18 protein-coding genes and 1 riboswitch are annotated in these 23301 nt (G+C 38.4%); of the genes, 11 read left to right on the plus strand and 7 right to left on the minus strand.

The features are described 5' to 3' along the window. The first annotated feature begins 86 nt into the window (after window positions 1-86). From ACRX5O_RS19680 to ACRX5O_RS19705, 6 genes are all read left to right on the plus strand, one after another. Window positions 87-1415, plus strand: coding sequence for a YheC/YheD family endospore coat-associated protein (locus ACRX5O_RS19680; RefSeq protein WP_433907527.1), 1329 nt, complete (start codon window positions 87-89; stop codon window positions 1413-1415). A gap of 807 nt (window positions 1416-2222) precedes the next feature. Next, complete coding sequence (locus tag ACRX5O_RS19685) at window positions 2223-2954, plus strand: GntR family transcriptional regulator (RefSeq protein ID WP_433907528.1); 732 nt, start codon at window positions 2223-2225, stop codon at window positions 2952-2954. Then, window positions 2947-4485: a gluconokinase gene (gene gntK, locus ACRX5O_RS19690; protein WP_433907529.1), complete on the plus strand. Its 1539-nt coding sequence runs from the start codon at window positions 2947-2949 to the stop codon at window positions 4483-4485. The genes ACRX5O_RS19685 and gntK overlap by 8 nt, the downstream gene beginning before the upstream one ends. Window positions 4486-4507: 22 nt before the next feature. Continuing rightward, on the plus strand, window positions 4508-5854 hold the full coding sequence (locus tag ACRX5O_RS19695) for a GntP family permease (RefSeq protein ID WP_433907530.1): 1347 nt from the start codon (window positions 4508-4510) through the stop codon (window positions 5852-5854). Window positions 5855-5872: 18 nt separating this feature from the next. Continuing rightward, complete coding sequence (gnd, locus tag ACRX5O_RS19700; protein ID WP_433907531.1) at window positions 5873-7276, plus strand: decarboxylating NADP(+)-dependent phosphogluconate dehydrogenase; 1404 nt, start codon at window positions 5873-5875, stop codon at window positions 7274-7276. Between the two features lie 75 nt (window positions 7277-7351). Then, complete coding sequence (locus tag ACRX5O_RS19705) at window positions 7352-8938, plus strand: bifunctional metallophosphatase/5'-nucleotidase (RefSeq protein WP_433907532.1); 1587 nt, start codon at window positions 7352-7354, stop codon at window positions 8936-8938. Between the two features lie 42 nt (window positions 8939-8980). Here the strand turns inward: ACRX5O_RS19705 and ACRX5O_RS19710 are convergent, their stop codons facing one another. From ACRX5O_RS19710 to ACRX5O_RS19720, 3 genes are all read right to left on the minus strand, one after another. Further along, window positions 8981-9550, minus strand: a complete 570-nt coding sequence (locus tag ACRX5O_RS19710) for a hypothetical protein (RefSeq protein ID WP_433907533.1) — start codon at window positions 9548-9550, stop codon at window positions 8981-8983. A 148-nt stretch (window positions 9551-9698) separates the two neighbouring features. Beyond that, complete coding sequence (locus ACRX5O_RS19715) at window positions 9699-10775, minus strand: GGDEF domain-containing protein (protein WP_433907534.1); 1077 nt, start codon at window positions 10773-10775, stop codon at window positions 9699-9701. Between the two features lie 61 nt (window positions 10776-10836). Next, window positions 10837-10919: riboswitch (cyclic di-GMP riboswitch) on the minus strand. A 127-nt stretch (window positions 10920-11046) separates the two neighbouring features. Further along, window positions 11047-11754: a M48 family metallopeptidase gene (locus ACRX5O_RS19720; RefSeq protein WP_433907535.1), complete on the minus strand. Its 708-nt coding sequence runs from the start codon at window positions 11752-11754 to the stop codon at window positions 11047-11049. 202 nt (window positions 11755-11956) lie between these two features. Here ACRX5O_RS19720 and ACRX5O_RS19725 point away from each other — a divergent pair, with 202 nt between their 5' ends. Beyond that, window positions 11957-12358, plus strand: coding sequence for a hypothetical protein (locus ACRX5O_RS19725; RefSeq protein WP_433907536.1), 402 nt, complete (start codon window positions 11957-11959; stop codon window positions 12356-12358). A gap of 996 nt (window positions 12359-13354) precedes the next feature. Here ACRX5O_RS19725 and ACRX5O_RS19730 read toward each other — a convergent pair. Continuing rightward, window positions 13355-14305, minus strand: coding sequence for a ribose-phosphate diphosphokinase (locus tag ACRX5O_RS19730; RefSeq protein WP_433907537.1), 951 nt, complete (start codon window positions 14303-14305; stop codon window positions 13355-13357). Window positions 14306-14674: 369 nt separating this feature from the next. On the opposite strand from ACRX5O_RS19730, the gene ACRX5O_RS19735 reads away from it, so the two are divergent. The 4 genes from ACRX5O_RS19735 (at window position 14675) to ACRX5O_RS19750 (ending at window position 20053) form a co-directional block, all read left to right on the plus strand. Beyond that, on the plus strand, window positions 14675-16345 hold the full coding sequence (locus tag ACRX5O_RS19735; protein WP_433907538.1) for a CotS family spore coat protein: 1671 nt from the start codon (window positions 14675-14677) through the stop codon (window positions 16343-16345). A gap of 41 nt (window positions 16346-16386) precedes the next feature. Beyond that, on the plus strand, window positions 16387-17541 hold the full coding sequence (locus tag ACRX5O_RS19740; protein ID WP_433907539.1) for a glycosyltransferase family 4 protein: 1155 nt from the start codon (window positions 16387-16389) through the stop codon (window positions 17539-17541). Between the two features lie 21 nt (window positions 17542-17562). Next, on the plus strand, window positions 17563-18516 hold the full coding sequence (locus ACRX5O_RS19745; protein WP_433907540.1) for an NAD-dependent epimerase/dehydratase family protein: 954 nt from the start codon (window positions 17563-17565) through the stop codon (window positions 18514-18516). Window positions 18517-18706: 190 nt separating this feature from the next. Next, a complete protein-coding gene (locus ACRX5O_RS19750; RefSeq protein WP_433907541.1) occupies window positions 18707-20053 on the plus strand; it encodes a S8 family serine peptidase in 1347 nt (448 codons plus the stop codon). 146 nt (window positions 20054-20199) lie between these two features. Here ACRX5O_RS19750 and ACRX5O_RS19755 read toward each other — a convergent pair whose 3' ends face one another. The 3 genes from ACRX5O_RS19755 to ACRX5O_RS19765 all read right to left on the minus strand — a co-directional run bounded on the left by ACRX5O_RS19755 (window position 20200) and on the right by ACRX5O_RS19765 (window position 23255). Beyond that, entirely contained in the window at window positions 20200-20367 is a 168-nt protein-coding gene (locus tag ACRX5O_RS19755; RefSeq protein WP_433907542.1) for an anti-repressor SinI family protein, read from the minus strand. Window positions 20368-20475: 108 nt separating this feature from the next. After that, on the minus strand, window positions 20476-21165 hold the full coding sequence (locus ACRX5O_RS19760; RefSeq protein ID WP_433907543.1) for a response regulator transcription factor: 690 nt from the start codon (window positions 21163-21165) through the stop codon (window positions 20476-20478). Then, window positions 21162-23255, minus strand: coding sequence for a 7TM diverse intracellular signaling domain-containing protein (locus ACRX5O_RS19765; protein ID WP_433907544.1), 2094 nt, complete (start codon window positions 23253-23255; stop codon window positions 21162-21164). Before ACRX5O_RS19765 ends, ACRX5O_RS19760 begins: the two co-directional genes overlap by 4 nt. Window positions 23256-23301: the final 46 nt, after the last annotated feature.

Consider the following 23301-nt stretch of genomic DNA (forward strand, 5'->3'; position numbering starts at 1 on the left):
ATCCTTTGCGCAAAACACATTCCTACCTTCTTGTGTGTACATATACTACAAGAAGAAACGGGTGCTTGAAGTTGGAGGTGAAAATCATGCATCATATTAAACCATGTAATCAAACAAAGCATACAATCACATTTTCTCCTCATTCTACCTTGACTCCTGAACAGGGAAACGGAAGCTTAACATTCGGTGTTAAGGCAGTCGAGGTGAAAATAGAGGTTTCAGACTCTGTTGAAGGAAATGAGATTCAATTATCAGAGGATATTATCCAAGAGCTACAAATCCCCTTAACCTGCTCATACGACATCCTACTAAATGACAATCTCATACGGATTGGTCCATTTATAGGCATTCTTACAGAGCTGACAGATAAAAAAGTCGAACAAATGCTTTTTACCTATAAGAGCTTCGTGAAAAGATATCAGCAGATAGGTGGAGCTATTCTTGTATTTTCTCTCGAAAGTATTCATATTGAGCAACAGACCATATCCGGTTTTTTATATCAACCCGAACACGACTCATGGAAATACGGAACGTTTCCTTATCCAGCAACCGTTATGACGATTCTCGAGGCAAGCTTAACCTCAAAATATAAAAACTTTCATGATAAAATAAACCATTTAACTTCAGTTTTAGGTCCTAGAGTATTTAACTTTCCACACTTTTCAAAATGGGAGATGCACAAGATGCTCCTTCCCAAGTTCGATCATGTGTTACCTCAAACAACTCTCTATCAAGAACCTAACGACATCAGTCATATGCTACAGCTTTATAAAAGTATTTATATAAAACCTATAAACGGGAGATTAGGCAAGCGTATTTTTAAGGTGGTTCAAACACCCGACAACATTGCTGTTTCTTTTTATGTAAACCGTAGTAAACACGTAAAAACCTTTTCTACCCAGCAAGAAATGATGAGCTTTTTCCAAGCTAACCTTCCTCCTTATATGTATGTAGTACAACAGACCATTCCTTTAATGACATATGATGATCGGATGATAGATTTTCGAGTGATGATGATTAAAAATGAATGGGGTCTATGGGATAACCTTGGAGTATATTCAAGATACGGTGCGAAGGGACAATTGGTAAGCAATATTACGGCAGGCGGCCAAACCGAAATGGCTTCTGCTACCCTTAAAAACGTGTGGAAACTAGATTCAGAGGAGACCCAGGAAGTACTCTTAAAGATTGATACATTAGTAAAAGAAATATTGGCTCTTTTTGAACAACAAGGATATCACCTTGCAAACATCGGCTTTGATATCGGAATGAATGAAAATCGAAAACTCTATGTAATAGAGATTAATCATCAAAACCCAGATCCATATATCGCACTGAAAGCCAATAACAGGCATGCCTTTTACTTAGCACGTTATAAAAACATGATGTATGCCAAATATTTAGAAGGATTCTAAAAAATGCTACTCCATATGGGTAGCATTTTTTATTGTAAACAAGGCATTTTCTTAGGGGTTAATCACGGGAACCTAACTCCACTCTGGTTACCGCCACACTCTTTTTTCCGTACTCATGGGAACCTAACTCTCACTCTGGTTACCGCTACACTCTTTTTCCTTTGCTCACGGGAACCTAACTCCACTTTGGTTACCGCTACGCTCTTTTTTTCTTTGCTCACGGGAACCTAACTCCACTCTGGTTACCGCTACGCTCTTTTTTTCTTTGCTCACGGGAACCTAACTCCACTTTGGTTACCGCTACGCTCTTTTTTTCTTTGCTCACGGGAACCTAACTCCACTTTGGTTACCGCTAAGCTCTTTTTTCCGTACTCACGGGAACCTAACTCTCACTCTGGTTACCGCTACGCTCTTTTTTCCGTACTCACGGGAACCTAACTCTCACTTTAGTTACCGCTACGCTCTTTTTTCCGTACTCACGGGAACCTAACTCCACTTTGGTTACCGCCACACTCTTTTTTCCGTACTCACGGGAACCTAACTCTCACTCTGGTTACCGCTACGCTCTTTTTTCCGTACTCACGGGAACCTAACTCCACTCTGGTTACCGCTACGCTCTTTTTTTCTTTACTCACGGGAACCTAACTCTCACTCTGGTTACCGCTACACTCTTTTTTCCATATTCACGTAAATATGCTAGTTTAATAAATTTCCAAAATAAAACTTTTATAAAAGCGCTTGCAAAAATATTCTCAGAGGTTATAATACTTGTATACAAGTATACTTGATTAACAGGAAGGTGTAGATATGACCGAATCTAAGGATTTTTTATATCCATCAAAATGGCTCTCAAAGGCATCTGCTGGCGATCGTGTGACATGCGAGCTTAGAATGCGAATTATTTCCGGGTTAATTGAAAGCGGTGCCATCATTTCTGAAAATAAACTAGCTGCAGATTTTGCTGTGAGTCGTTCACCTGTTCGTGAAGCGTTAAAAGTACTTGCATCAGAAAACATCATTCGACTAGAACGAATGGGTGCCGTTGTCATTGGGTTAACCGAAAAAGAAATCGAAGAAATATATGATGTTCGTCTACTTATTGAAACATTTGTGTTTGAACGGTTAGTAAGAATGGATGTGACTGAATTAGTTAAGGAACTCAGTAAGATACTTGAAATGATGAAAGTTGCTATCAAGTATCAAGATGCAGATGAGTTCTCCTATCAGGATCTCCTATTTCACGAAACCATTATTCGTTCCATCAATCATTCGTACATGCTTATGATATGGAACAATTTACGACCCGTCATGGAAAGCTTCATTCTTTTATCAATGAGAGCTCGCTTTCAGGAAAAGTACGAAGACTTTGAGCGAATTATTAAAAATCACGAATTATATATTGAAGCCATTCAAACAAAAGAAAGAACCCTCATGGTTCAATCTTTACATCAAAATTTTGATGATGTTCAAGGAAAAGTAGATGATCTCTGGATGTCACAACAAATGCTTTCTAAAGGAGTAGAGCAGGAAAATGACTAGCTATATGTTAGGTGTAGACATAGGAACAACCAGTACGAAAGCCGTTCTTTTTACAGAGAATGGCGAAGTGATTCAAACAGAGAATATTGGCTACCCTCTTTACACACCCAATATTTCAACAGCTGAACAAGACCCGGAAGAAATTTTCCAAGCAGTTTTGAAAGCCGTTTCAAACATCACAAAGAAAAACCCACAAAAAAATATAGCGTTTGTTTCATTCAGCAGTGCGATGCACAGCGTGATTGCTATCGATACAGATGACCAGCCTCTTACGGCATGTATCACATGGGCTGACAATCGCAGCGAAGCTTGGACGCATAAGATTAAAACGGAACTGAATGGTCATGAGGTGTATAAACGTACAGGAACACCTCTTCACCCAATGTCACCATTAAGTAAAATGGCTTGGATCACCAATGATCGCCCTGAAATTGCTACAAAAGCAAAGAAATACATCGGGATAAAAGAATATGTTTTCAAAAAGTTATTTAACCAGTATGTGGTCGATTATTCCCTTGCATCTGCGATGGGCATGATGAATCTCAAAACCTTGGATTGGGATGAGGAGGCATTATCAATTGCAGGCGTTACAAGAGATCAATTGTCCCAGTTGGTCCCAACCACACAAGTTTTCACAGACCTTCATCCAGACTTTGCAACACAAATGGGGCTTGACGTCAAAACTCCTTTTGTCATCGGTGCAAGTGATGGCGTACTTTCCAATCTTGGAGTGAATGCCATTCGCAAAGGTGAAATCGCTGTCACGATTGGTACAAGTGGAGCGATTCGAACAATTATAGAGAAGCCACAAACCGATGAAAAAGGACGAATCTTCTGCTACGCCCTAACTGAAAATCACTGGGTTATTGGTGGACCAGTAAATAATGGTGGAATGATTCTTCGTTGGATTCGAGATGAATTTGCTTCCTCAGAAATTGAAACAGCAAAAAGACTTGGAATTGATCCGTACGAAGTATTAACGAAGATTGCGGAACGCGTCAGACCAGGTGCGGACGGCTTGCTTTTCCATCCTTACCTAGCTGGCGAGCGGGCTCCACTTTGGAATCCAGATGTACGTGGTTCATTCTTTGGCTTAACTCTCTCACATAAAAAGGAGCATATGATTCGCGCCGCTCTAGAGGGCGTAATCTACAACTTATACACGGTTTTCCTAGCTCTAATAGAATGCATGGAGGGTCCTGTCACTCGAATTCAAGCAACGGGAGGCTTTGCTAGATCTGATGTATGGCGTCAAATGATGTCCGATATTTTCGAATCTGAATTAGTTGTTCCAGAAAGCTATGAAAGTTCTTGTTTAGGAGCATGTATTTTAGGCTTATATGCGACAGGAAAAATTGAATCGTTTGAGATTGCTTCTGAGATGATTGGAAGCACCTACAAGCACACACCAAATGAAGAGGCAGTCAAAGAATACAGACAGTTATTGCCGATTTTCATTAACTTATCAAGAGTATTAGAAAATGAATATAAACAAATTGCCACTTATCAAAGAAGCTTAATAGAAAAATAACAATATTTAGGGGGAACTTTCGATGCCATTAGTTATCGTTGGAGTAGGAATTTTAGCATTACTTATCTTGATCATGGGCTTCAAATTAAACACCTTTATTTCATTAATTATTGTATCGTTTGGGGTGGCTTTAGCACTTGGTATGCCATTAGATGAAATCGTTACAACCATTGAAGCAGGTTTAGGTGGTACGCTCGGTCACTTAGCATTGATCTTTGGACTAGGTGCAATGCTAGGTAAATTGATTGCAGACTCTGGGGGTGCGCAACGAATTGCGATGACCCTAGTAAACAAATTTGGTGAGAAAAATATTCAATGGGCTGTTGTAGCCGCTTCATTCATTATCGGTGTCGCTTTATTCTTTGAAGTAGGATTAGTTTTATTAATTCCAATTGTATTTGCGATATCAAGACAATTAAAGATTTCTATTTTGTATCTTGGTATTCCAATGACAGCGGCTTTATCTGTAACACACGGGTTCTTACCTCCTCACCCTGGACCAACAGTTATTGCTGGTGAGTATGGTGCAAACATTGGTGAAGTGTTACTTTATGGTTTCATTATTGCTATTCCAACCGTTATCTTAGCTGGACCTGTCTTTACAAAGATTGCAAAGAAGTTAGTTCCAGCATCATTTACAAAAACAGGTAATATTGCTTCATTAGGTGAACAAAAGACATTTAAGCTTGAAGATACACCTGGATTTGGTATCAGTGTGTTTACCGCTTTACTTCCTGTTATTTTAATGTCTATCGCTACGATTATTACTTTGCTTCAAAAAACAATGGGCTTTGAGGATAATAGTTTCCTAGCAATGATTCGCTTTATCGGTAATGCTGGTACTTCTATGTTGATTTCCTTATTATTTGCCGTTTACACGATGGGATTAGCAAGAAAAATCCCAATCAAAAACGTGATGGATTCTTGTACAACTGCTATCTCACATATTGGAATGATGCTTTTAATCATCGGGGGCGGCGGTGCCTTCAAACAAGTATTAATTAATGGTGGCGTTGGTGACTACGTAGCTGAATTATTCAAGGGTACTTCCTTATCACCGATTTTACTAGCATGGATCATCGCAGCAATTCTACGTATTTCATTAGGATCTGCTACTGTGGCAGCATTAACAACAGCTGGATTAGTGATTCCAATGCTCGGTCAAACGGATGTAAATCTTGCATTAGTCGTACTAGCAACTGGTGCTGGTAGCTTAATCGCTTCACATGTAAATGATGCTGGATTCTGGATGTTCAAAGAGTATTTTGGACTTAGCATGAAAGAAACGTTTGCAACATGGACGTTGCTTGAAACGATTATCTCTGTAGCTGGATTAGGATTTATTTTATTACTAAGCTTGTTTGTTTAAAAAGGAGTCGAATGTTAGATGTACAATACCATTGGAGTCATTGGATTAGGTGTCATGGGAAGCAATATCGCCTTAAACATGGCAAATAACGGCGAAAAAGTAAGCGTGTACAATTATACAAGAGATTTAACCGATCAGCTTGTTCAAAAGTTAGAGGGACAATCCATTCAACCTCACTATGATATTCAAGAGTTTGTTCAATCTCTTGAAACTCCTAGAAAAATCTTTCTTATGGTCACTGCGGGCGCTCCGATTGATTCTGTGATTCAAGCCTTGCTTCCTTATCTTGAGGAAGGCGATGTAATCATGGATGGTGGAAATTCGCATTACGAAGATACCGAGCGCAGATATCAGGACCTAAAAGCAAGAGGTATTGGGTACCTAGGAATTGGAATTTCTGGCGGAGAAGTTGGGGCTTTAACTGGCCCCTCCATCATGCCAGGTGGAGACCAGGAAGTGTACGATAAAGTAGCCCCTATTCTGACAAAGATTGCTGCACAGGTAGACGGGACACCTTGCTGTGTATATATTGGACCAAAAGGTTCTGGTCATTTTGTTAAAATGGTCCATAACGGAATTGAGTATGCCGATATGCAACTTATTACCGAAGCTTATTCGTTTTTAAGGGATACCTTGCTTTTATCTGTGGATGAAATTGCTGATATCTTTGAAACTTGGAATCAAGGGGAATTGAAGAGTTACTTAATTGAAATCACAACCGAGATTTTAAGAAAAAGAGATGATTTAACTGGACTCCCTCTGATTGATGTGATTCTAGATAAAGTCGGTCAAAAAGGAACAGGTAAATGGACGAGTATTCAAGCAATTGACAATGGCATTGCTACATCAATCATTACCGAATCACTGTTTGCTCGTTATGTCTCTTCTTTGAAAGAAGAACGAGTTGCCGCAGAAGAAATGTTAGAAGGACCAGCCACCCTGCACTCGAAACGGAACAAAGAAGAATGGATCGAATACGTTCGACAAGCCTTATATATGGGGAAGATTTGTGCATATGCTCAAGGCTTTAACCAATATAGAGCTACTTCAGAGCTTTATGAATGGAACCTTCCGTTAGAAGATATTGCGCTAATTTTCCGTGGTGGCTGCATCATTCGAGCAGAGTTCCTCAATGTCATTAGCCGAGCTTATAAAGAGAATCCACATCTTTCTAACTTACTTGTTGCTCCTTTCTTTGCTGAAAAGGTGAAGAAATACCAACAAGGATTAAGGAATATCGTAAGTGAGGGAATTCAATCAGGGATCGCCTTCCCTTGTTTAAGTGCTTCCCTCACCTACTACGATAGCTATCGTACCGGTCGGTCACATGCGAATCTCTTACAAGCCCAACGTGATTATTTTGGAGCACATACGTATGAGCGAAATGATCGGGATGGAATTTTTCATACAGAATGGCAATAATATGATTGGTGCTGGCCTTTGTGGTCATGCACCTTTTTCTGTATAATGACACCATGTAGGGAAAGGGGCGATATCATGAATCAGCATAATTACGCGAAACTAACAATAGTAGAAACTAGTGATACCCACGGACAGATCTTCCCTATTTTATATGGAACCAATAAATATGAATCCATTGGTTTAGCCAAAATCGCTACCTATATCCGACACCTCCGTAGAACGGAAGAGAACCTCCTTCTAATTGATAATGGTGATAGTATTCAAGGCACACCATTAACCTATCACTATGTAAAAAAGCAAATTCATTTACCCAATCCGGTGATACTAACTTTTAACAAACTACATTATGATGCAGCCATTATCGGAAACCACGAGTTTAACTATGGCCTGTCTACTTTAGAACAAGGCGTCTCTGAAGCTCAATTTCCCTTTTTATCTGCCAATATACTTAACAAACAGACCAAAGAACCTTACTTTGGAAAACCCTACACCATAAAAATCTTCCCAGAACGCATAAAGGTGGCCATTTTAGGGTTAACAACACCTTATATCCCAAACTGGGAAAAAGCAGAATATATAGAAGGATTAGAATTTGAGGATGCTGTGGAAAGCGCAAAAAAGTGGATTCCTCGTATCAAGGAAAACGAACAACCTGATCTTTTCGTTGTTTCCTATCATGGTGGCTTTGAAAGAAACCTCAAAACTGGAGAACCAACCGAAGCAATCACAGGTGAAAATCAAGCCTATCAACTATGCCAAGCAGTAGAAGGTATTGATGTGTTATTAACTGGACATCAGCACCGCTTATTGGCCGATGAGCTAAACGGTGTAACTATCGTTCAACCTGGAAACAGTGGAGCTTATATGGGGCAGGTTGATATAGAGTTTACTTTGGATCGTGATCATAAATGGAAGTGTCTTTCTAAAAAAGCCTCTCTTGTTCCGGTTAAGGAGTGGAAAGAAGATGAGGAAATATTACGATTGATTCTACCTTACGAAGAGAAAACGCAAAAATGGCTCGATCAACCCATCGGACGTATTCAAGGCGATATGATCATAAAAGATCCTTTTCTTGCGCGTATAAAAGAACACCCTTTTATAGAATTTATCAACCAGGTACAAATGGAAGCAAGTAACGTTGATATATCAAACACCGCTCTGTTCAGCAATCATGCCATTGGCCTTCCAACGAACGTAACGATGAGGGATATTGTTTCAAATTATATCTATCCAAATACGTTGACGGTATTAGAGCTAACGGGTCAGGATATAAAGGATGGATTAGAAAAAAGCGCTACTTATTTTATCGTGAACGAACATGGAGAAATAGCAGTGAATTCGCAATTCATCGACCCTAAGCCTCAACATTATAATTATGATATGTGGGAAGGAATTCAATACACGATTGACGTTGGAAAACCAGTTGGTGAACGAATTGTTTCACTAATGAAGAATGGTGAAGCTTTGGATCGGAAGCAATTGTATCACGTGGTCATGAATAATTACCGAGCCACCGGTGGTGGGAACTATTCTATGTATAAGGGAAAGAAAGTCATAAAAGAAATTCAAATCGACATGACTGAACTGCTTGCTAATTATTTTTCCAAGTATGGCACTATCAAAGCTACAGTAAATGATAATTGGAAGGTAATCCAAACGTAAAGTTGCTAGTAGGCAAGGGTCCTTCTTTGCCTACTAGTATCCTTAAGAGACAATAAAAAAAATGGTGACTACAGCGATGATTACACCAAAAATGATACCTACTCCTGCTCCTATTAGGTTTGATTTTCGAGTATAACCATTTAATTCATTACTATTTATTGAATGGTCGATTTTCCGAAATCGAACGATTGATGCGATATTTATTAATAATAGAATGAAAAATAAAAGTGTAATCATAAAGGTGACATCCATTTGAAAGGGTTGTTCTGATAAAATACGGTTCCAGTATGCTTGAATAAACATAAAGCCACTCACGATGATATTTCCAATAAAATTTGTTTTCCTTTCTTTGTACCATTCACTTCCCATTTTTTCCTTTTCATAGACTGCTACTTTCTCGAAAATGGGTATGATTGACTTTGTCGTTTCTCCTCTTACAAGCCCAACAATCCCTCGAAGTGCCAAAAGGATGCCCAAAAAGACGAAAAATTGAAAGGCTGATATTAAGGCGATCTTAACTACAGTGAAAAATAATATTACACTTAAAAATATAATCACATTGGTTACAAGAAGCTGCTTTACTCTCATATTTCTTATTTCTTTATAGTCCATTTGCGCCTCCCCTATTTCATAAAAAAACTACTCTATTTATTACCTACGATTCTAACATCGATTCGGAGTCAAATTTCTTCAATTTTCCCCGCTAAAAAGAGTGACAATGGTTAATTCCACATTGTCACCTTCATCCCGATATTCTGTCCTAATTAATTACCGTTTTATTTTTCCCTGTTCTCTTTGCTGTATAAAGTGCTGCATCTGCCCCTTTAAAGAGATCTTCCTTGTTCATTCCAGGCAACAATTTTTGTACACCAATACTGATTGTTACGTTACGCCCCTTGAGCTCAGGAAAACTAGTGTTTGCAATATTTCCCCTGATGTTTTCCACCCTTTTAATAAAATCCTCTTCCGACGTTCCCATTGTGATAATTCCAAATTCCTCTCCTCCGTACCTAGAAGGAAAGTCATCGCCAACAGAGAAAAATTTAATTTGCCTGGCGACTTCTATAATTACACTGTCTCCTGCTCTATGACCAAACGTATCATTGATTTGTTTGAAATTATCAATGTCAAGGACCGCTACATGTACGTTTAACTTCTCTGGTGAAGCCAGACTTACAATTGACTCCAAGTGTTCATGGAACGACCTGTGATTATATAATTCCGTAACAGGATCTAACCGGGTAAGCCTTTCCATTTGAATATTTTTAGAGAATAGATCATTTTTTTCTTTTGTTGTTTTTAACAATTCTTTCATAACTTGATCACTATGTTTCATCAGGCTGTTTATAAGTAGTGAAATCCCTAATAAAATTAAGATAATAATAATCAAATCTGCTGTATCCATAGAAGCATGTATCGGTTCATAGAAAAAATAAATGACTAAAAAAGTGAGGATCGATATAAACACCGAAAAGCGAATGATTCTTTTATTATAGAAAAACAATGAGACCAGAACAGGAGTAATGAGTAAAACCATCAAAATTACTTTATCGTAAATACTAATAATTATAATGCTAATAAAAAGAGTAATTACAATCATGATAAAGTACTCCATGTGTTTCCGGAATTTATTCATAAACAGCTCTGCACATGCCATGACAGCAATAAATTTAAATAATGGAAATAAAATCACTTCTAAAAAAAATAACCACTTATCATACGTAGTAAGGAAAAAGTGTATACCTGTCCCTAACAAATACAGTCCAATAATAACCCATAGGGTATTCAATATATCACGAATAAGTAACCTTTTATCAAACATCTCTTCTCTAATCATTTGTTCTTCCTCCAATTTCACGTAGCATTCTAGCACTTCGTGAAAGCCATCTCTGGCTGTATTCGATAACCTGGCAATCTTAGCTTTCACCTTAGACCCACGGTTTTGCGTCTCTACCTTTCAGTAGATTTGCCTTTTCGTAATTGGAATAATTACTACTTTAGTACTATTATACTCGCAATATTGGTGTATAGATATATGAATGCAAATTGTAAAATCAACCAATTAGTGACATAAAAAAGAGCCTTCATAAATGAAGACTCTCACCTTACTACACAGTCATTTTCCAACTAGAAAAAGCTAGCCAATTTTCTTGTTCCTTATAATCAGGCATAATTTTCCCAACAAGTCTCCAAAAAGAACGATCATGATTTAAATGCAACATATGGCACATTTCGTGCACAACCACATAGTCGATTACCCTATGGGGGGCCATCGCGAGCTTCCAGTTAAAAGTTAACTGCTGATTAGAATCACAAGTTCCCCATGTACGATTGCTGTCATTAATACGAACCCCCTTTGGCTTTATTTTAAAGTTGCTTTGATAAGACTTGATACTCTTCTCTACTAAGATCTTACATTGCTGATAGTAGAATCGCTTTAGTGCCTGTCTGATTTTTTCTTCCTCTAACTCTTTTACGTAGATATGTAGTTTATTTTCTTCAAACTTCACATGATTCTGCGTAAGATTGGCGTCGTGGAAGATTTGGATGGGATAGGTGTTACCTAAATAAAGAAAACTTTCGCCATGGTCATAAACTTTTTCATGTGAACCAAGCGCTCTAGCCTTCATTTCCTTAGACTTCTCTTGAATCCAGTCCCATTTTTCTTCGATAAATAAAAGCACATAATCATTGGGTGTTCCTTTAGGAGCCTGGACCTCAATATTTCCATAAACATCAATAGAAATTCCAATAGACTTGCGTTTTTTGTAGTTTATATTGTAACTGATCGTTTCACCTGAATAGTTGTGTATCATGACATCACCTTTATCTGATCAATTGCTATACCTTAATTTTATGATGATTCATTAAATCTCCTCAAGATCTTTTGTAAAAATAACATATATCATTAAGAAAAGCTCGGAGTTTACCAACAGGTAATTTTTTCTAATTTCGTTCCCTTTCTTACTTTGTTCCATGTTATTATCGAAATATATATTAAAGAAAGGATTGATTTCAATGGATGAGAAAAACTATGAAACTAGACATCTCTTTCTTGCAATTGCCATATTCATTCCAATTTTCGGACCTATTTTCTTACTTTTTCTACCGCAAACGGTCGCTAATATTTTTCATTATCGAACAGGAGATTGGTATGTTTTTTCACCGGGAGAGAATACGGTCATTTATGGCATCGCATTCCTCCTATTGTTCATTTCAGCTTTGATTCTCTTCTTTTTTGATATGAGGATTACCCTTAACCACGATCAGAACGAAGATAAGACGGTTCTGACCTTCCATTTTACCGATGGTAACCAAATGAATTTAGAATCCACTAAATATCTATGGACCATTCAAAATAGGTTTAATAAAAAGCTAAAAGAGATGAACTTAAGCATTGAAAGTATTAAAGAAAAATAGCTGCTAGAGCGAAATCCTCTATTCTTTTCGTCACAAAACAAACACTGTTATTTCCCAATTTTACCATATTAGGTGTTACAATTACTTTATTCACTGGTGAAAGGACGGATTCTTCTGCTTATAAAAAATATTCTAATTCCTTTATTATTTATTGGCATATTGTATTTACTTTACAGATGGAGTAAAGAACTTGAAAATCGCAGTTTTACTGTATTTATATATTTTTTAGTTAGTACGTATATTGGTCCCCTCTTTTCAACTTCTACTGACGATCATGGTGATTTTACCTTATGGTTTCCGATGGGATTCGTTATGGTGCTGATTTACCTTTATGTTAGCAAGCGTCAACACCCTGCGAAAATAAAGGCAAGTGCACTAGGTCTTTGTGTAGCCATTGTTAAGATGATTCAAGCGTATAACTCTATCTTTTAGTCGTAAGTAGTTCGGTTTTGAAGCACAAAATTAGAACTACTTAAAAAATAAACGGAAGAATTCCGTTTATTTCAGGAAATACCAACATTTCCCGCAAAATAAGCGGAGTTTTTCCGCTTATATGAACCTAATCTTTAGATTTCGTTATATATAGAGAAGTTAATCGGAATATATCCGCTTATATCTGCTTCTTGAGTCCCTACTATACACATTAACCGGAATTTCTCCGCCTATGAATTCCTATACCTCCGCGAAAAAGTCAACAATGAATAACAACAGAGTCTTTTTCTTGAGATTACTTGAATATCCAAACACCTACCACTCTCAGCACATCATCCCCAATTAAATTAACAAACAAATTCGAACATTGACACTAACTTTTGCATCCTGTTAATAGAGGTGCAAATTAAGGTGCTAAAATACCATTACATTTATGGAAAGCCTTAATATTCAACAAAAAGATGCAGTCCAATTCAGTTGCGAATTGGACTGCTAATTTGTTTGCTAATTAAGTTTTTGTACTCGAAAACCGAACCCCTTACTTCGGTCGATAGAGTTTCTTTGTTATTCAAACAATGGACTTACCGCTTTTTCACTATGAATTCGGTCAATAGCTTCTACCAGCAATGGGGCAACAGATAAGCAAGTGATTTTCTTGAGTTGTTTCTCTTCAGGTTGTTCAATCGTGTTAGTCACAACGAGTTCTTTAATTGGGGACTGTTCAATTTTTTCAATGGAGTTCCCTGTAAATACTGCGTGTGTACAGCCAGCATAGATGGCTTTTGCACCGTGTTCGGCTAATGCTTTTGCTGCAAACGTGATGGTTGTTCCTGTATCAATGAGGTCATCAATAATGATTGCGTTTTTGCCTTCTACATTCCCAATCACATCGTACGTTTCATGTCCGCCTTCTTCCAGTTTTCTTTTATCAATAAGAGCGATTGGCGCATTTAGAGTATTGGCCAATTTTCTAGTTCTTCCGATACTTCCGTTGTGTGGTGCCACAATGACCATATCTTCTAGCCCTTTTTCCATAAAATATTGTGCAAGAACGGGCACACCGATTAAATGCTCCACAGGGATATCAAAGAAACCTTGTAGCTGAGGAGTATGAAGATCCATCGTAAGAACTCGATTCGCTCCAGCAGATTCTAATAGGTTGGCTACTAGCTTAGCAGTGATAGGCTCACGAGAACGTGCCTTCCGATCTTGTCTACCATAAGCGTAGTAAGGAATCACAACATTAATGACACCTGCTGATGCTCTTTTCAACGCATCAATCATAATTAAAAGTTCTAAAATATTATCGTTCACAGGGTACGAAGTGGATTGAACAACAAATACCTCACAGCCGCGGACACTCTCTTCAATATGAATTTGAATTTCTCCATCGCTAAACTGTGAAACAGAACAATTTCCCATTTTACAACCTGAAATTTCCGCCATCTCTTCAACGAGCTTACGGTTTGAATTCAATGAAAACAACCTAAAATTTTTACTTAATTGATAAGGCACCTTATATCCCCCATACTCTTATTCATTCTTTTTCGATTCAATATACGATTCTTGATACATTCTCTTTACATGTCTGTTTTTCCTGCTTATATAGTGAAAAATGTTGTTTTTTGTCACAACCTGTCTTAATTATAACCTATTTAGGTGATTTTTGAGAATCTTCTTTATACTCCCTTAGTTCGTATCAATCATATGGTATAGATTCCCCTTAGTTTGATCACCCATTCATTCAACACGCATAACTCAGATAAAAGACCAATTTTTCACGGTTCTTACGCTCAAGCTCCACGAATGCCCCATTCCATGTCCTTCTCTCTGACATATAAATAAGCAAGCTAGTTTTTTGTCTTGAGATTGGAGGAAAAAAATGTGCATGAATATACGATTGAACCGTGGGATCATCTAGTCGATTCAGCCACTAGCGAGGCAGACCTAGAACAATATGTCCCACCAGAGCTAGAGAAATTAGCCTATGAAGTCATATCAAATTATGATATGACCGTCTCCGAGATGACTCTTATCACCTCAAAGCCCGATAAAGGCGGAGCTATATGGAAAATAGAGACCAACCACGGACCACGCAGTATCAAGGTTCTTCATCGCCAGCCTACAAGGAGTTTATTTAGTATTGGTGCCCAAGTGTATGTTGTTCAGCAGGGAGCACGAGTTGCCCCCCTTATTCCCACAAAGGAAAATCACCTCTACGTACAAGCAGGAGGCAAGTTATGGATTGTCACCGATTGGGTAACTCCGCTTGAACAACTAATGAAAATTGATTTAGAGGCTGCCTCTGCACTTTGCTATGGTCTAGGAGAATTCCATCGTCATACGAAAGGATATATTCCACCAGCCGGCTCAAAAAAGTCCTCTCGACTGTATCGATGGAATCAATATTACGAGAAAATGATTCAAAAAATAGGTTGGTTCCGAGATATTGCCCATGCTTACCCTGAAACGGTCGCAAGTCCACACTTACTATCTGTTGTAGACAAATTTGAACAGCAAGCCTATGAAATGTATGAAAAATTCAAGCAATCCTCTTATCGAAAAATGATTGCAAAAGGGGAAGCACATTGGGGCTTAGCTCACCAAGACTATGGCTGGTCTAATGGACAACAAGGACCTGGTGGAATCTGGGTCATCGACTTGGATGGAGTTTCTTATGATTTACCTATTCGTGACTTACGAAAAATTATTACAAGCACAATGGATGATATGGGAACCTGGGATCTCGAATGGATACGAGGTGTAATAGACGCCTACCACCAAGCAAATCCAATCGACCAAGAAACCTTTGAATTACTATGGATTGATATGGCGTTTCCAAATGAGTTTTATAAGCATGTAAAAGAAGTAGTTTTCGAACCAGTGACTTTTATGAACACTGAACTTGATGCCATCTTAGACAGAATCACTCTAACAGAATCCAATAAATGGGAAGTTCTATCCGAATTAGCCAAAGACAAAGAGAAGTACCCTCCTGGTGATTATACAGAGGAAGAATTCATTTATGATGTAACTCCAAGTGCAGTCGTATTAGGCGATACAGAATTATTAGTTAAAAATAATAATGAATTCAAAAAGTCCGATCCATCTAAAGCACAACAAAACGTTCCGTCCACTTTTGAAGAGCCTAAAGAATCTAAGTCTAAAGAGTCTAAATCTAAAGAATCTAAGTCTAAGGAATCTAAATCTAAGGAACCTGAAGTTAAGAAATCCATTCAAGATCGAGAAAGTTTGCGTTCAAGAATCCAAAGAATAAAAATGGAACCATCCCTCAAGTCTAAAAATAGTAGCAGTAAAGATCATTTGGTCGACCTAGATCTCCTTCTAAAATCCATTCTAGAAGATGATCTTCCAAAATTGCTAAAGAAAATGAATGAAGGAAAACCATCCAAAGCTAATAAAAATACCGAACGTCCAGCTTCCTCTAAACCCGTAAATAAGATAAAAAAGTCGAACGCTGAATTTGAAAGTATTGTAGCAAAAGTCCAGCGAAAAAAGCTAGAACACGAACGTAAGACAAAAAAGAAAAAATAATGTTTACTTTCTACGAAAAATAGCAAGAAGGGAGAACGCACATGAATGTGTTGCTGATTTGTACAGAAATGCTACCTGTCCCTAATATTCGAGGTGGCGCTATCCAAACGTATATATGCGGTGTTTCCCACTTATTAAGCGAGCAACATCAAATTACCATCATCAGCAGAACAGATCCGGATCTACCGGATGAAGAGGTTGTTAATGGCATTCGTTACGTCCGTATTGACTCTCAAAGGTTACTAGATGTTTACAAGCAAGGAATTGTGAAATATCTGTCAGAAACAGAAGAGCAATACGACATCATTCACATTTTTAATCGCCCAAAGCTGGTCCTGCCAGTAAGCGAACTCGCTCCTAACTCTCGAATCATATTAAGCATGCACAATGATATGTTTAAACCAGAGAAGATTAGCCGGGCTGAAGGAGCAGCAGCTGTAGAGAAATTAGAGACAATCATAACCATTAGTAAATATATTGGTCAAACCATTGTATCTTATTTTCCAGAAGCAGCGCCCAAAATCTTCCCGATCTATTCTGGTGTAGATTTGTCCAGGTTTGCTCCTTGGACAAAATCAGAATCTGCTCTACAGGCAAGAAAAGCCATTCGTTCCAAATACGACTTAGGGTCCAAAAAAATTATTTTATTTGTTGGTCGTCTCTCAAGGAACAAAGGGCCACATGTTCTTGTTAAGGCCATGTCACATATTAAATCAAAAGATGCTGTACTCGTTATCGTAGGGGCAGCCTGGTATAGTGACGATAGGATTAGTGATTACATCTCCTATACGCGTGCATTGGCAGAAAGATCCCCTATCCCGGTTATTACTACAGGATATGTTCAAGCAGATGAGGTTCACAATTGGTTTTGTGCCGCAGATGTCTTTGTTTGCACATCCATCTGGGAAGAACCACTAGCTAGAGTTCATTATGAAGCCATGGCAGCAGGGCTTCCGTTTATCACTACCGCTAGAGGTGGTAATCCAGAAATTATCCTGAATGATAATGGCTATCTTGTTCAAAATCCTGAAGATCCTATTGAATACGCAAACCACCTCAATAAAATGCTAGCAAATTTAGAATCTACTAGGGACATGGGGCTTCGCGGTCGAAAACTCGTTGAAGAAAATTTCACTTGGAAACATGTAGCCAATAATATCCTTTCCGTCTGGGAGAGAAATCCTTCCGAAAATTAGCAGCCAAAGGAAGTGTGCATTATGAAAATTCTTGTCACAGGGGCTGCAGGTTTTATCGGGTCTCATCTCTGTGAGCGCTTGCTACAAAACCCACAAAATGAGGTGATAGGTATTGATGTGTTTTTACCAGTTGGTACTTCAAGAGGGATTCGTGAACGAAACCTTCAAAACCTACTTCACTCTACAAGATTTACATTTGTTGAAGAAGATATACAACATGCTAAATGGGACACCTTACTTGAGGGAGTAGATATCATCTACCATCTGGCAGGTGTTCCCGGTGTAAGATCTAGCTGGGGTCAGGACTTCACATTGTATGTAACCAATAATATTATTGCAACTCAAACGTTATTGGAAGCATGCCTTAAGTTTCCGATAAAAAAATTCATTTATACCTCGACCTCTTCCGTCTACGGTCAAAAGGATGGCAAAGTAACGGAAATATCCGAACCAACACCACTGTCTCCATATGGGGTAACGAAATTGTCTGGTGAACACTTGTGTCGAGTATTTTATCAAAACGATGGGCTCCCCATCACGATCTTACGATTATTTACCGTCTATGGTCCAAGGCAGCGACCAGACATGGCCTTTCATAAATTTATTAAACGAACACTTAGTAACGAAACAATAGAAATATACGGAGATGGACAGCAAACAAGGGATTTCACCTTTATTAGCGACTGTATTAACGCAATTGCCTCCGCAGCTATCTCGGAAGGCATTGTAGGAGAAACGATAAATATCGGCGGAAAAGAAAGGGCCTCTCTTTTAAGTTGCTTATCCATCCTAGAAGACGCTCTTGGCCAAAAGCTCAATATTCGATATACAGGATCTACTTACGGAGAGCCACTTCATACTTGGGCTGATATTACCAAAGCACAAAAACTATTAAATTACGATCCACAGGTTACATTAAAGGAAGGCCTATTGAAGGAAATTGAGGATGTAAAGGATTTATATAAAAAGAAATAGAGTTTGCTGATTTTTAGTCCTTCATAAAATATATGAAGGATTTTTTGCTACACTTAAATTACGATTGTCGAAACTTTTTTTGTATTTCGAACAAGTAATGACAAGTTTAAACAAAATGCACCCATTGAGCGTTATGTAAGCGAATTCTATAATTAAGTTGTTGGAAAATTCTTTTAATAGGGGGATTTTAATGAAGAAGAAATGGATTGCAGGTGCTTTAACAGCAACACTGAGTGCTACTGCCTTTTTTGGAAGTTTAGGGGTTACTCAAGCTCAAGCGGTGGACAAGAACTACATAGTTATCTTTAAATCTGATACAAATCTTCCATCAAACTATCAAGATCTAGTAAAAAGTTCTGGTGGTAAAGTTACTAAGGCGTTACCGAAATTAGGTGCTGTTAAGGTCCACTCAGATAACTCTAACTTTCTAACAGACATCGAAAAAAGCACAGTCGTACTAGATGCTGGTGTGGAAAACACCATTTATCCTGAAGCCCCAGTAAATGTGGACGTTCTTGAAGATGATTTCACGTCTACACCTGCAAACGATTTATATAACACCTATCAATGGGATATTAAGCAAGTAACAAACAATGGGGCCTCTTGGAATTTGGAAGGAGGAACTGGAGAAGCGAAGGATGGAAAGGATATTGTTGTAGCTGTTGTGGATACAGGAATAGATTATACTCATCCTGATATTAAAGAAAACTACGCTTACGGAAAATCTTTCGTACCAGGTATAACGAGCGCAATGGATGAAGATGGTCATGGAACTCACGTGGCTGGGTCCATTGCCGGAAATGGTAGAGTACTAGGAATCGGTCCAGAATTAAAAGTTGCTGCGTATAGAGTGTTTGGACCAACGGGGGGAGCTTACACTTCTGATATCGCCAATGCATTAATGACAGCGGCAGATGACAATGTGGACGTCGTTAACATGTCACTTGGAGGTTACGATTGGTTCCAAAATCCGGATTATGCAACACAAGAGGTTGTTGCAGACGTTCGTCTCTTCAACCGCGCCATTCAATATGCGATAAAGAATGGGGTAACGGTAGTCGGATCTGCAGGAAATGCTGGCGTTGACCTTTCAAGTCCAGGAAAGCTTTCAGGAGATGATACAGGTGCAACTCATCGGAGCCCAAGCAGCCAAACCTTGATCCGTGTAGCTGCTGGTGGTGAAGAAAAGAACCTCACTTTCTATTCTAACTATGGTGTTGGTAAAATTGATGTCATCGCACCAGGAGGCGACTACGGTACAGCTTGGCTAGAAACAGGCGACACCAATTTAAGAGATCGTAATAAATTATGCTTATCCACGGTTCCTGGAGGATATGCCTTCTATGCAGGAACATCGATGGCTGCTCCTAAAACAGCTGGCCTTGCCGGAGTCATTATTGCCAAGTATGGGAAAGATGTTCTATCCCCTGCTCAAGTTAAGCACATCATTCAAAACTCTGCTGACGACTGGTTCAAGCCGGGCTATGATGGGGAATCTGGGTTTGGAGCTATTAATGCGGTGAATGCTTTAAAGTAATTTAAGAGTTAATAATCCAGAGGAATTCTGTTTCCTCTGGATTATTTTTATTATTTATTAAAGTTATCTAGTCATGAAAAACTACATAAATGGGAAGATGTATTTCAATGAGGGTGACTTGTAGTGCGAATGAGGGAAATGAAGGACTATGTAAAAGATACTTTTTGACTTAGCGTCTCCAAGATCTCAGCTACATTTTTCCCGTCCATGATAGACTGTAAGGATGTTCGTACTTCCTCTATGGACATTCCCATATCTCTAGCCTGTTTGATTAGTTGAATCCATTCCCCGTCAAGATTCTGAATCTCTTTCATGGCTTTCCTCCTATATCATTCCAGTCTCATAGCTTTAATCATAAATGGTGAAGGTTAAATTAAAGTTAAGAAATTGGAAAATTATAATAAAAGGAGAAAATTAAACTTTTACGGAAGAAATTTATACCCAAATCCCCTTACGGTAATTATATACTCTGGTTTAGACGGATTAGGCTCAATCTTTTTTCGTAAGGTACTGATATGAACGGATACTGTTTTTAAATCACCAAATTGGTCTTCTCCCCAAATTAAGTCATATAACTGCTCCGTACTAAATACTCGTCTTGGGTTTGAAGCGAGTAAAATTAACAGCTGGATTTCCTTCGTTGATAAGTGGATGGGTTTATCCCCAACGGTTACCACATATTGTTCTATATCAATATGTAGCTCACCCCATGTAATCATATGTGTGTTCTCTTCTTCAGACGCTGCCTGCAGGGTGCTACGACGCAAATGTGCTTTTACTCTTGCCATTAATTCTCCTGGATCAAATGGCTTCGTGATATAATCATCGGCACCTATCTCTAGCCCACGGATTTTTTCACTTTGTTCTCTTTTGGCACTTAAAAAAATCACTGGGATGTGGATTTGTTTCTCTCGTAGTCTCTCGCAAACCTTGAATCCATTCATTCCAGGAAGGAGAATATCTAAAATCACAAGATCTGGAATGACTTCCAGAATACCAGCTAGTGCCTCTTCTCCATTCGCAAATGAGATCACACGATACTCCTGTTCAAGATAGAGCTTCAATAAATTCTGTATATCTACTTCATCTTCAGCAATAACAACGGTCCTCATGTATTCTCCCCCAGCTTCCCAGTGTAGATAGGCAATGTGAAATAGAAAGAACTTCCCTGTGATTCCAAGCTTTCTGCCCAAATACTTCCGTTATGATAATCAATAATTTCTTTCGCAATAGCCAGACCAAGTCCAGCATTCCGATACGTATCATATTGTTCAGCATCCGCTCGATAGAAACGGTCAAATATATAAGGAAGTGACTCCGCATCAATTCCTTTTCCATTGTCATGAACACCAATGACCAAGCTCTGATGACTGTGACTGTTCCCTATCTTCTCCAAGGCCACAGCGATTTCCTCTTGATGGCCCTGTCTTTCTTGACATTCTTTATAAAAATCCTCATATTCATTGACATCAATCGTAATGATACCATTCTCATCTGTATACTTAACGGCATTCGATATTAGATTCTCCATCACTTGCCTCATTCGGTTCAAATCCAGTAAGAGAACCCATTCATTTTGTTCTAGTGACAGCTGACTATTAAACTGAAATGTAATGTTCTTACTAGTAACATCCGCTTTAAATTGATATAAAAACTGAATAAACTTAAGAACAGATACTTTATTCAGAGATATACTTGCCTGTCTTTCATCTAATCTGGAAAGGTCATGAAGATCCTGTATTAACCGATCAATATAGAGGGTTTTTTCATGAATGATTTTCAAATACGTTTGATCACAAGGTTCAATCACCCCATCCAACATCGCCTTAACATACCCCTGAATGGACGTCATCGGCGTACCTAAATCATGAGAGATATTCGATAATAGATGGCGACGTGACCTCTCCATACTTACCAGCTTTTCTGTACTGATTTGCAGTTCTTCCGTTCTTTTTTGTACCCTTTCTTCGAGCTCTTCATTTAATAAAAGCGTGGCTCGTTCTGCGTTTTCTTTTTCCATTTGGATAATTTTCACCCGGTCAGCTAGTGCCAATGAAAAGAGAATCATCTCGATAAGTGATCCGATTAAGGAGGCATATCGTGTGAAAGTATTCAGTGGCAATGTACCTGCATCTGACAAGAAAGATACTAGGCCCGTCAGCAAAAAGATAAACCAGGCAAAAAACAAGTAACGAGCTGCCTTATTCCCTCGCTTCCAGCAAAGAATCGTCGTAGTTAGAACAACAGGAATAAAAAATATAGTAGAAAGGGTAACCAGGTGTAAAGCAAGAGAATAGGACATCATTAACACGACGAGTATCCCTATATTGAATACTGTAAGCACATGAAGAATTCTGCTCCAACCCTTTGCATACTGGCGAACATCAAGAAATTTATTAACAAATAAGGCTCCCGCCAAGTTAGAGAAAGCAATGGAAAAAACAATCGAGCGATTATTCCACCATGGGAAGTCGGGCCATAAAAATTGATAAGCAAATCCATTCAGCGTTAATTGTGTCATACTAACTGCGAAGATTAACAGTACATACCATAAATAGCTCCGTAAGCGTAAGGAGGAATATAAAAAGATGTTATAAACAACCATTACGAGTGTTGATCCATAATATATCCCGAAAAGAAGATACTCTATTAAGCTTTTTTCCGAAAAAGCTTCTTCATCCCATAGTACAACCGAGAGCTGTAATGATCCTTCACTTTTTATTTTGACATAATATGTTCTAGTTTCCTTTTCAGGTATGGTTAATTCGAATGTCACATGCCGATGCTTCCGATCTCTCTCGGAAAACGGAAGTAAATCACCGCCATAAAAGGCTGTGTACATATTCGTTCCAGTTTGTTCATATAAAGTAATGGAATCGTGAGGGGCATAAGGAAATTCTAGGATATATTTATCCGTACTAAGTTGATTGTCTATTTCGAAGCGCATCCAATAGACAGATGACTTGTAACCATAACTAGGAATGCCTTCTTTATTTTCTGTAAACTGGTTGGAAAAAGTGGTTGAGGACACATCGTCAATCGTAAGATTTCCCTCTTTATCCTCAAGTATTTCCATATTTTCATAGATCTTATATTTCCCTACTTTTTCTTGGTTGATTATTACGGAAGCTTGGGCTTCATTTATAATTCCACCACATATGATGATAATTAGTAAGGAAAGCATCAACAATATTCTTTTCATTGTGGAACCTCCGTTAGGCATGTCTAACCAATAATTCTATACAAAT

The sequence above is a fragment of the Robertmurraya mesotrionivorans genome, from assembly GCF_050971805.1.
Lineage (GTDB): Bacteria > Bacillota > Bacilli > Bacillales > Cytobacillaceae > Robertmurraya_A.

Excerpts from the sequence above, each read along its gene's own strand:
- ACRX5O_RS19680 (WP_433907527.1), top strand. The coding sequence starts at position 87 with ATGCATCATATTAAACCATGTAATCAAACAAAGCATACAATCACATTT.
- ACRX5O_RS19685 (WP_433907528.1), top strand. The coding sequence starts at position 2,223 with ATGACCGAATCTAAGGATTTTTTATATCCATCAAAATGGCTCTCAAAG.
- gntK (WP_433907529.1), top strand. The coding sequence starts at position 2,947 with ATGACTAGCTATATGTTAGGTGTAGACATAGGAACAACCAGTACGAAA.
- ACRX5O_RS19695 (WP_433907530.1), top strand. The coding sequence starts at position 4,508 with ATGCCATTAGTTATCGTTGGAGTAGGAATTTTAGCATTACTTATCTTG.
- gnd (WP_433907531.1), top strand. The coding sequence starts at position 5,873 with ATGTACAATACCATTGGAGTCATTGGATTAGGTGTCATGGGAAGCAAT.
- ACRX5O_RS19705 (WP_433907532.1), top strand. The coding sequence starts at position 7,352 with ATGAATCAGCATAATTACGCGAAACTAACAATAGTAGAAACTAGTGAT.
- ACRX5O_RS19710 (WP_433907533.1), bottom strand. The coding sequence starts at position 9,550 with ATGGACTATAAAGAAATAAGAAATATGAGAGTAAAGCAGCTTCTTGTA.
- ACRX5O_RS19715 (WP_433907534.1), bottom strand. The coding sequence starts at position 10,775 with ATGATTAGAGAAGAGATGTTTGATAAAAGGTTACTTATTCGTGATATA.
- ACRX5O_RS19720 (WP_433907535.1), bottom strand. The coding sequence starts at position 11,754 with ATGATACACAACTATTCAGGTGAAACGATCAGTTACAATATAAACTAC.
- ACRX5O_RS19725 (WP_433907536.1), top strand. The coding sequence starts at position 11,957 with ATGGATGAGAAAAACTATGAAACTAGACATCTCTTTCTTGCAATTGCC.
- ACRX5O_RS19740 (WP_433907539.1), top strand. The coding sequence starts at position 16,387 with ATGAATGTGTTGCTGATTTGTACAGAAATGCTACCTGTCCCTAATATT.
- ACRX5O_RS19745 (WP_433907540.1), top strand. The coding sequence starts at position 17,563 with ATGAAAATTCTTGTCACAGGGGCTGCAGGTTTTATCGGGTCTCATCTC.
- ACRX5O_RS19750 (WP_433907541.1), top strand. The coding sequence starts at position 18,707 with ATGAAGAAGAAATGGATTGCAGGTGCTTTAACAGCAACACTGAGTGCT.
- ACRX5O_RS19755 (WP_433907542.1), bottom strand. The coding sequence starts at position 20,367 with ATGAAAGAGATTCAGAATCTTGACGGGGAATGGATTCAACTAATCAAA.
- ACRX5O_RS19760 (WP_433907543.1), bottom strand. The coding sequence starts at position 21,165 with ATGAGGACCGTTGTTATTGCTGAAGATGAAGTAGATATACAGAATTTA.
- ACRX5O_RS19765 (WP_433907544.1), bottom strand. The coding sequence starts at position 23,255 with ATGAAAAGAATATTGTTGATGCTTTCCTTACTAATTATCATCATATGT.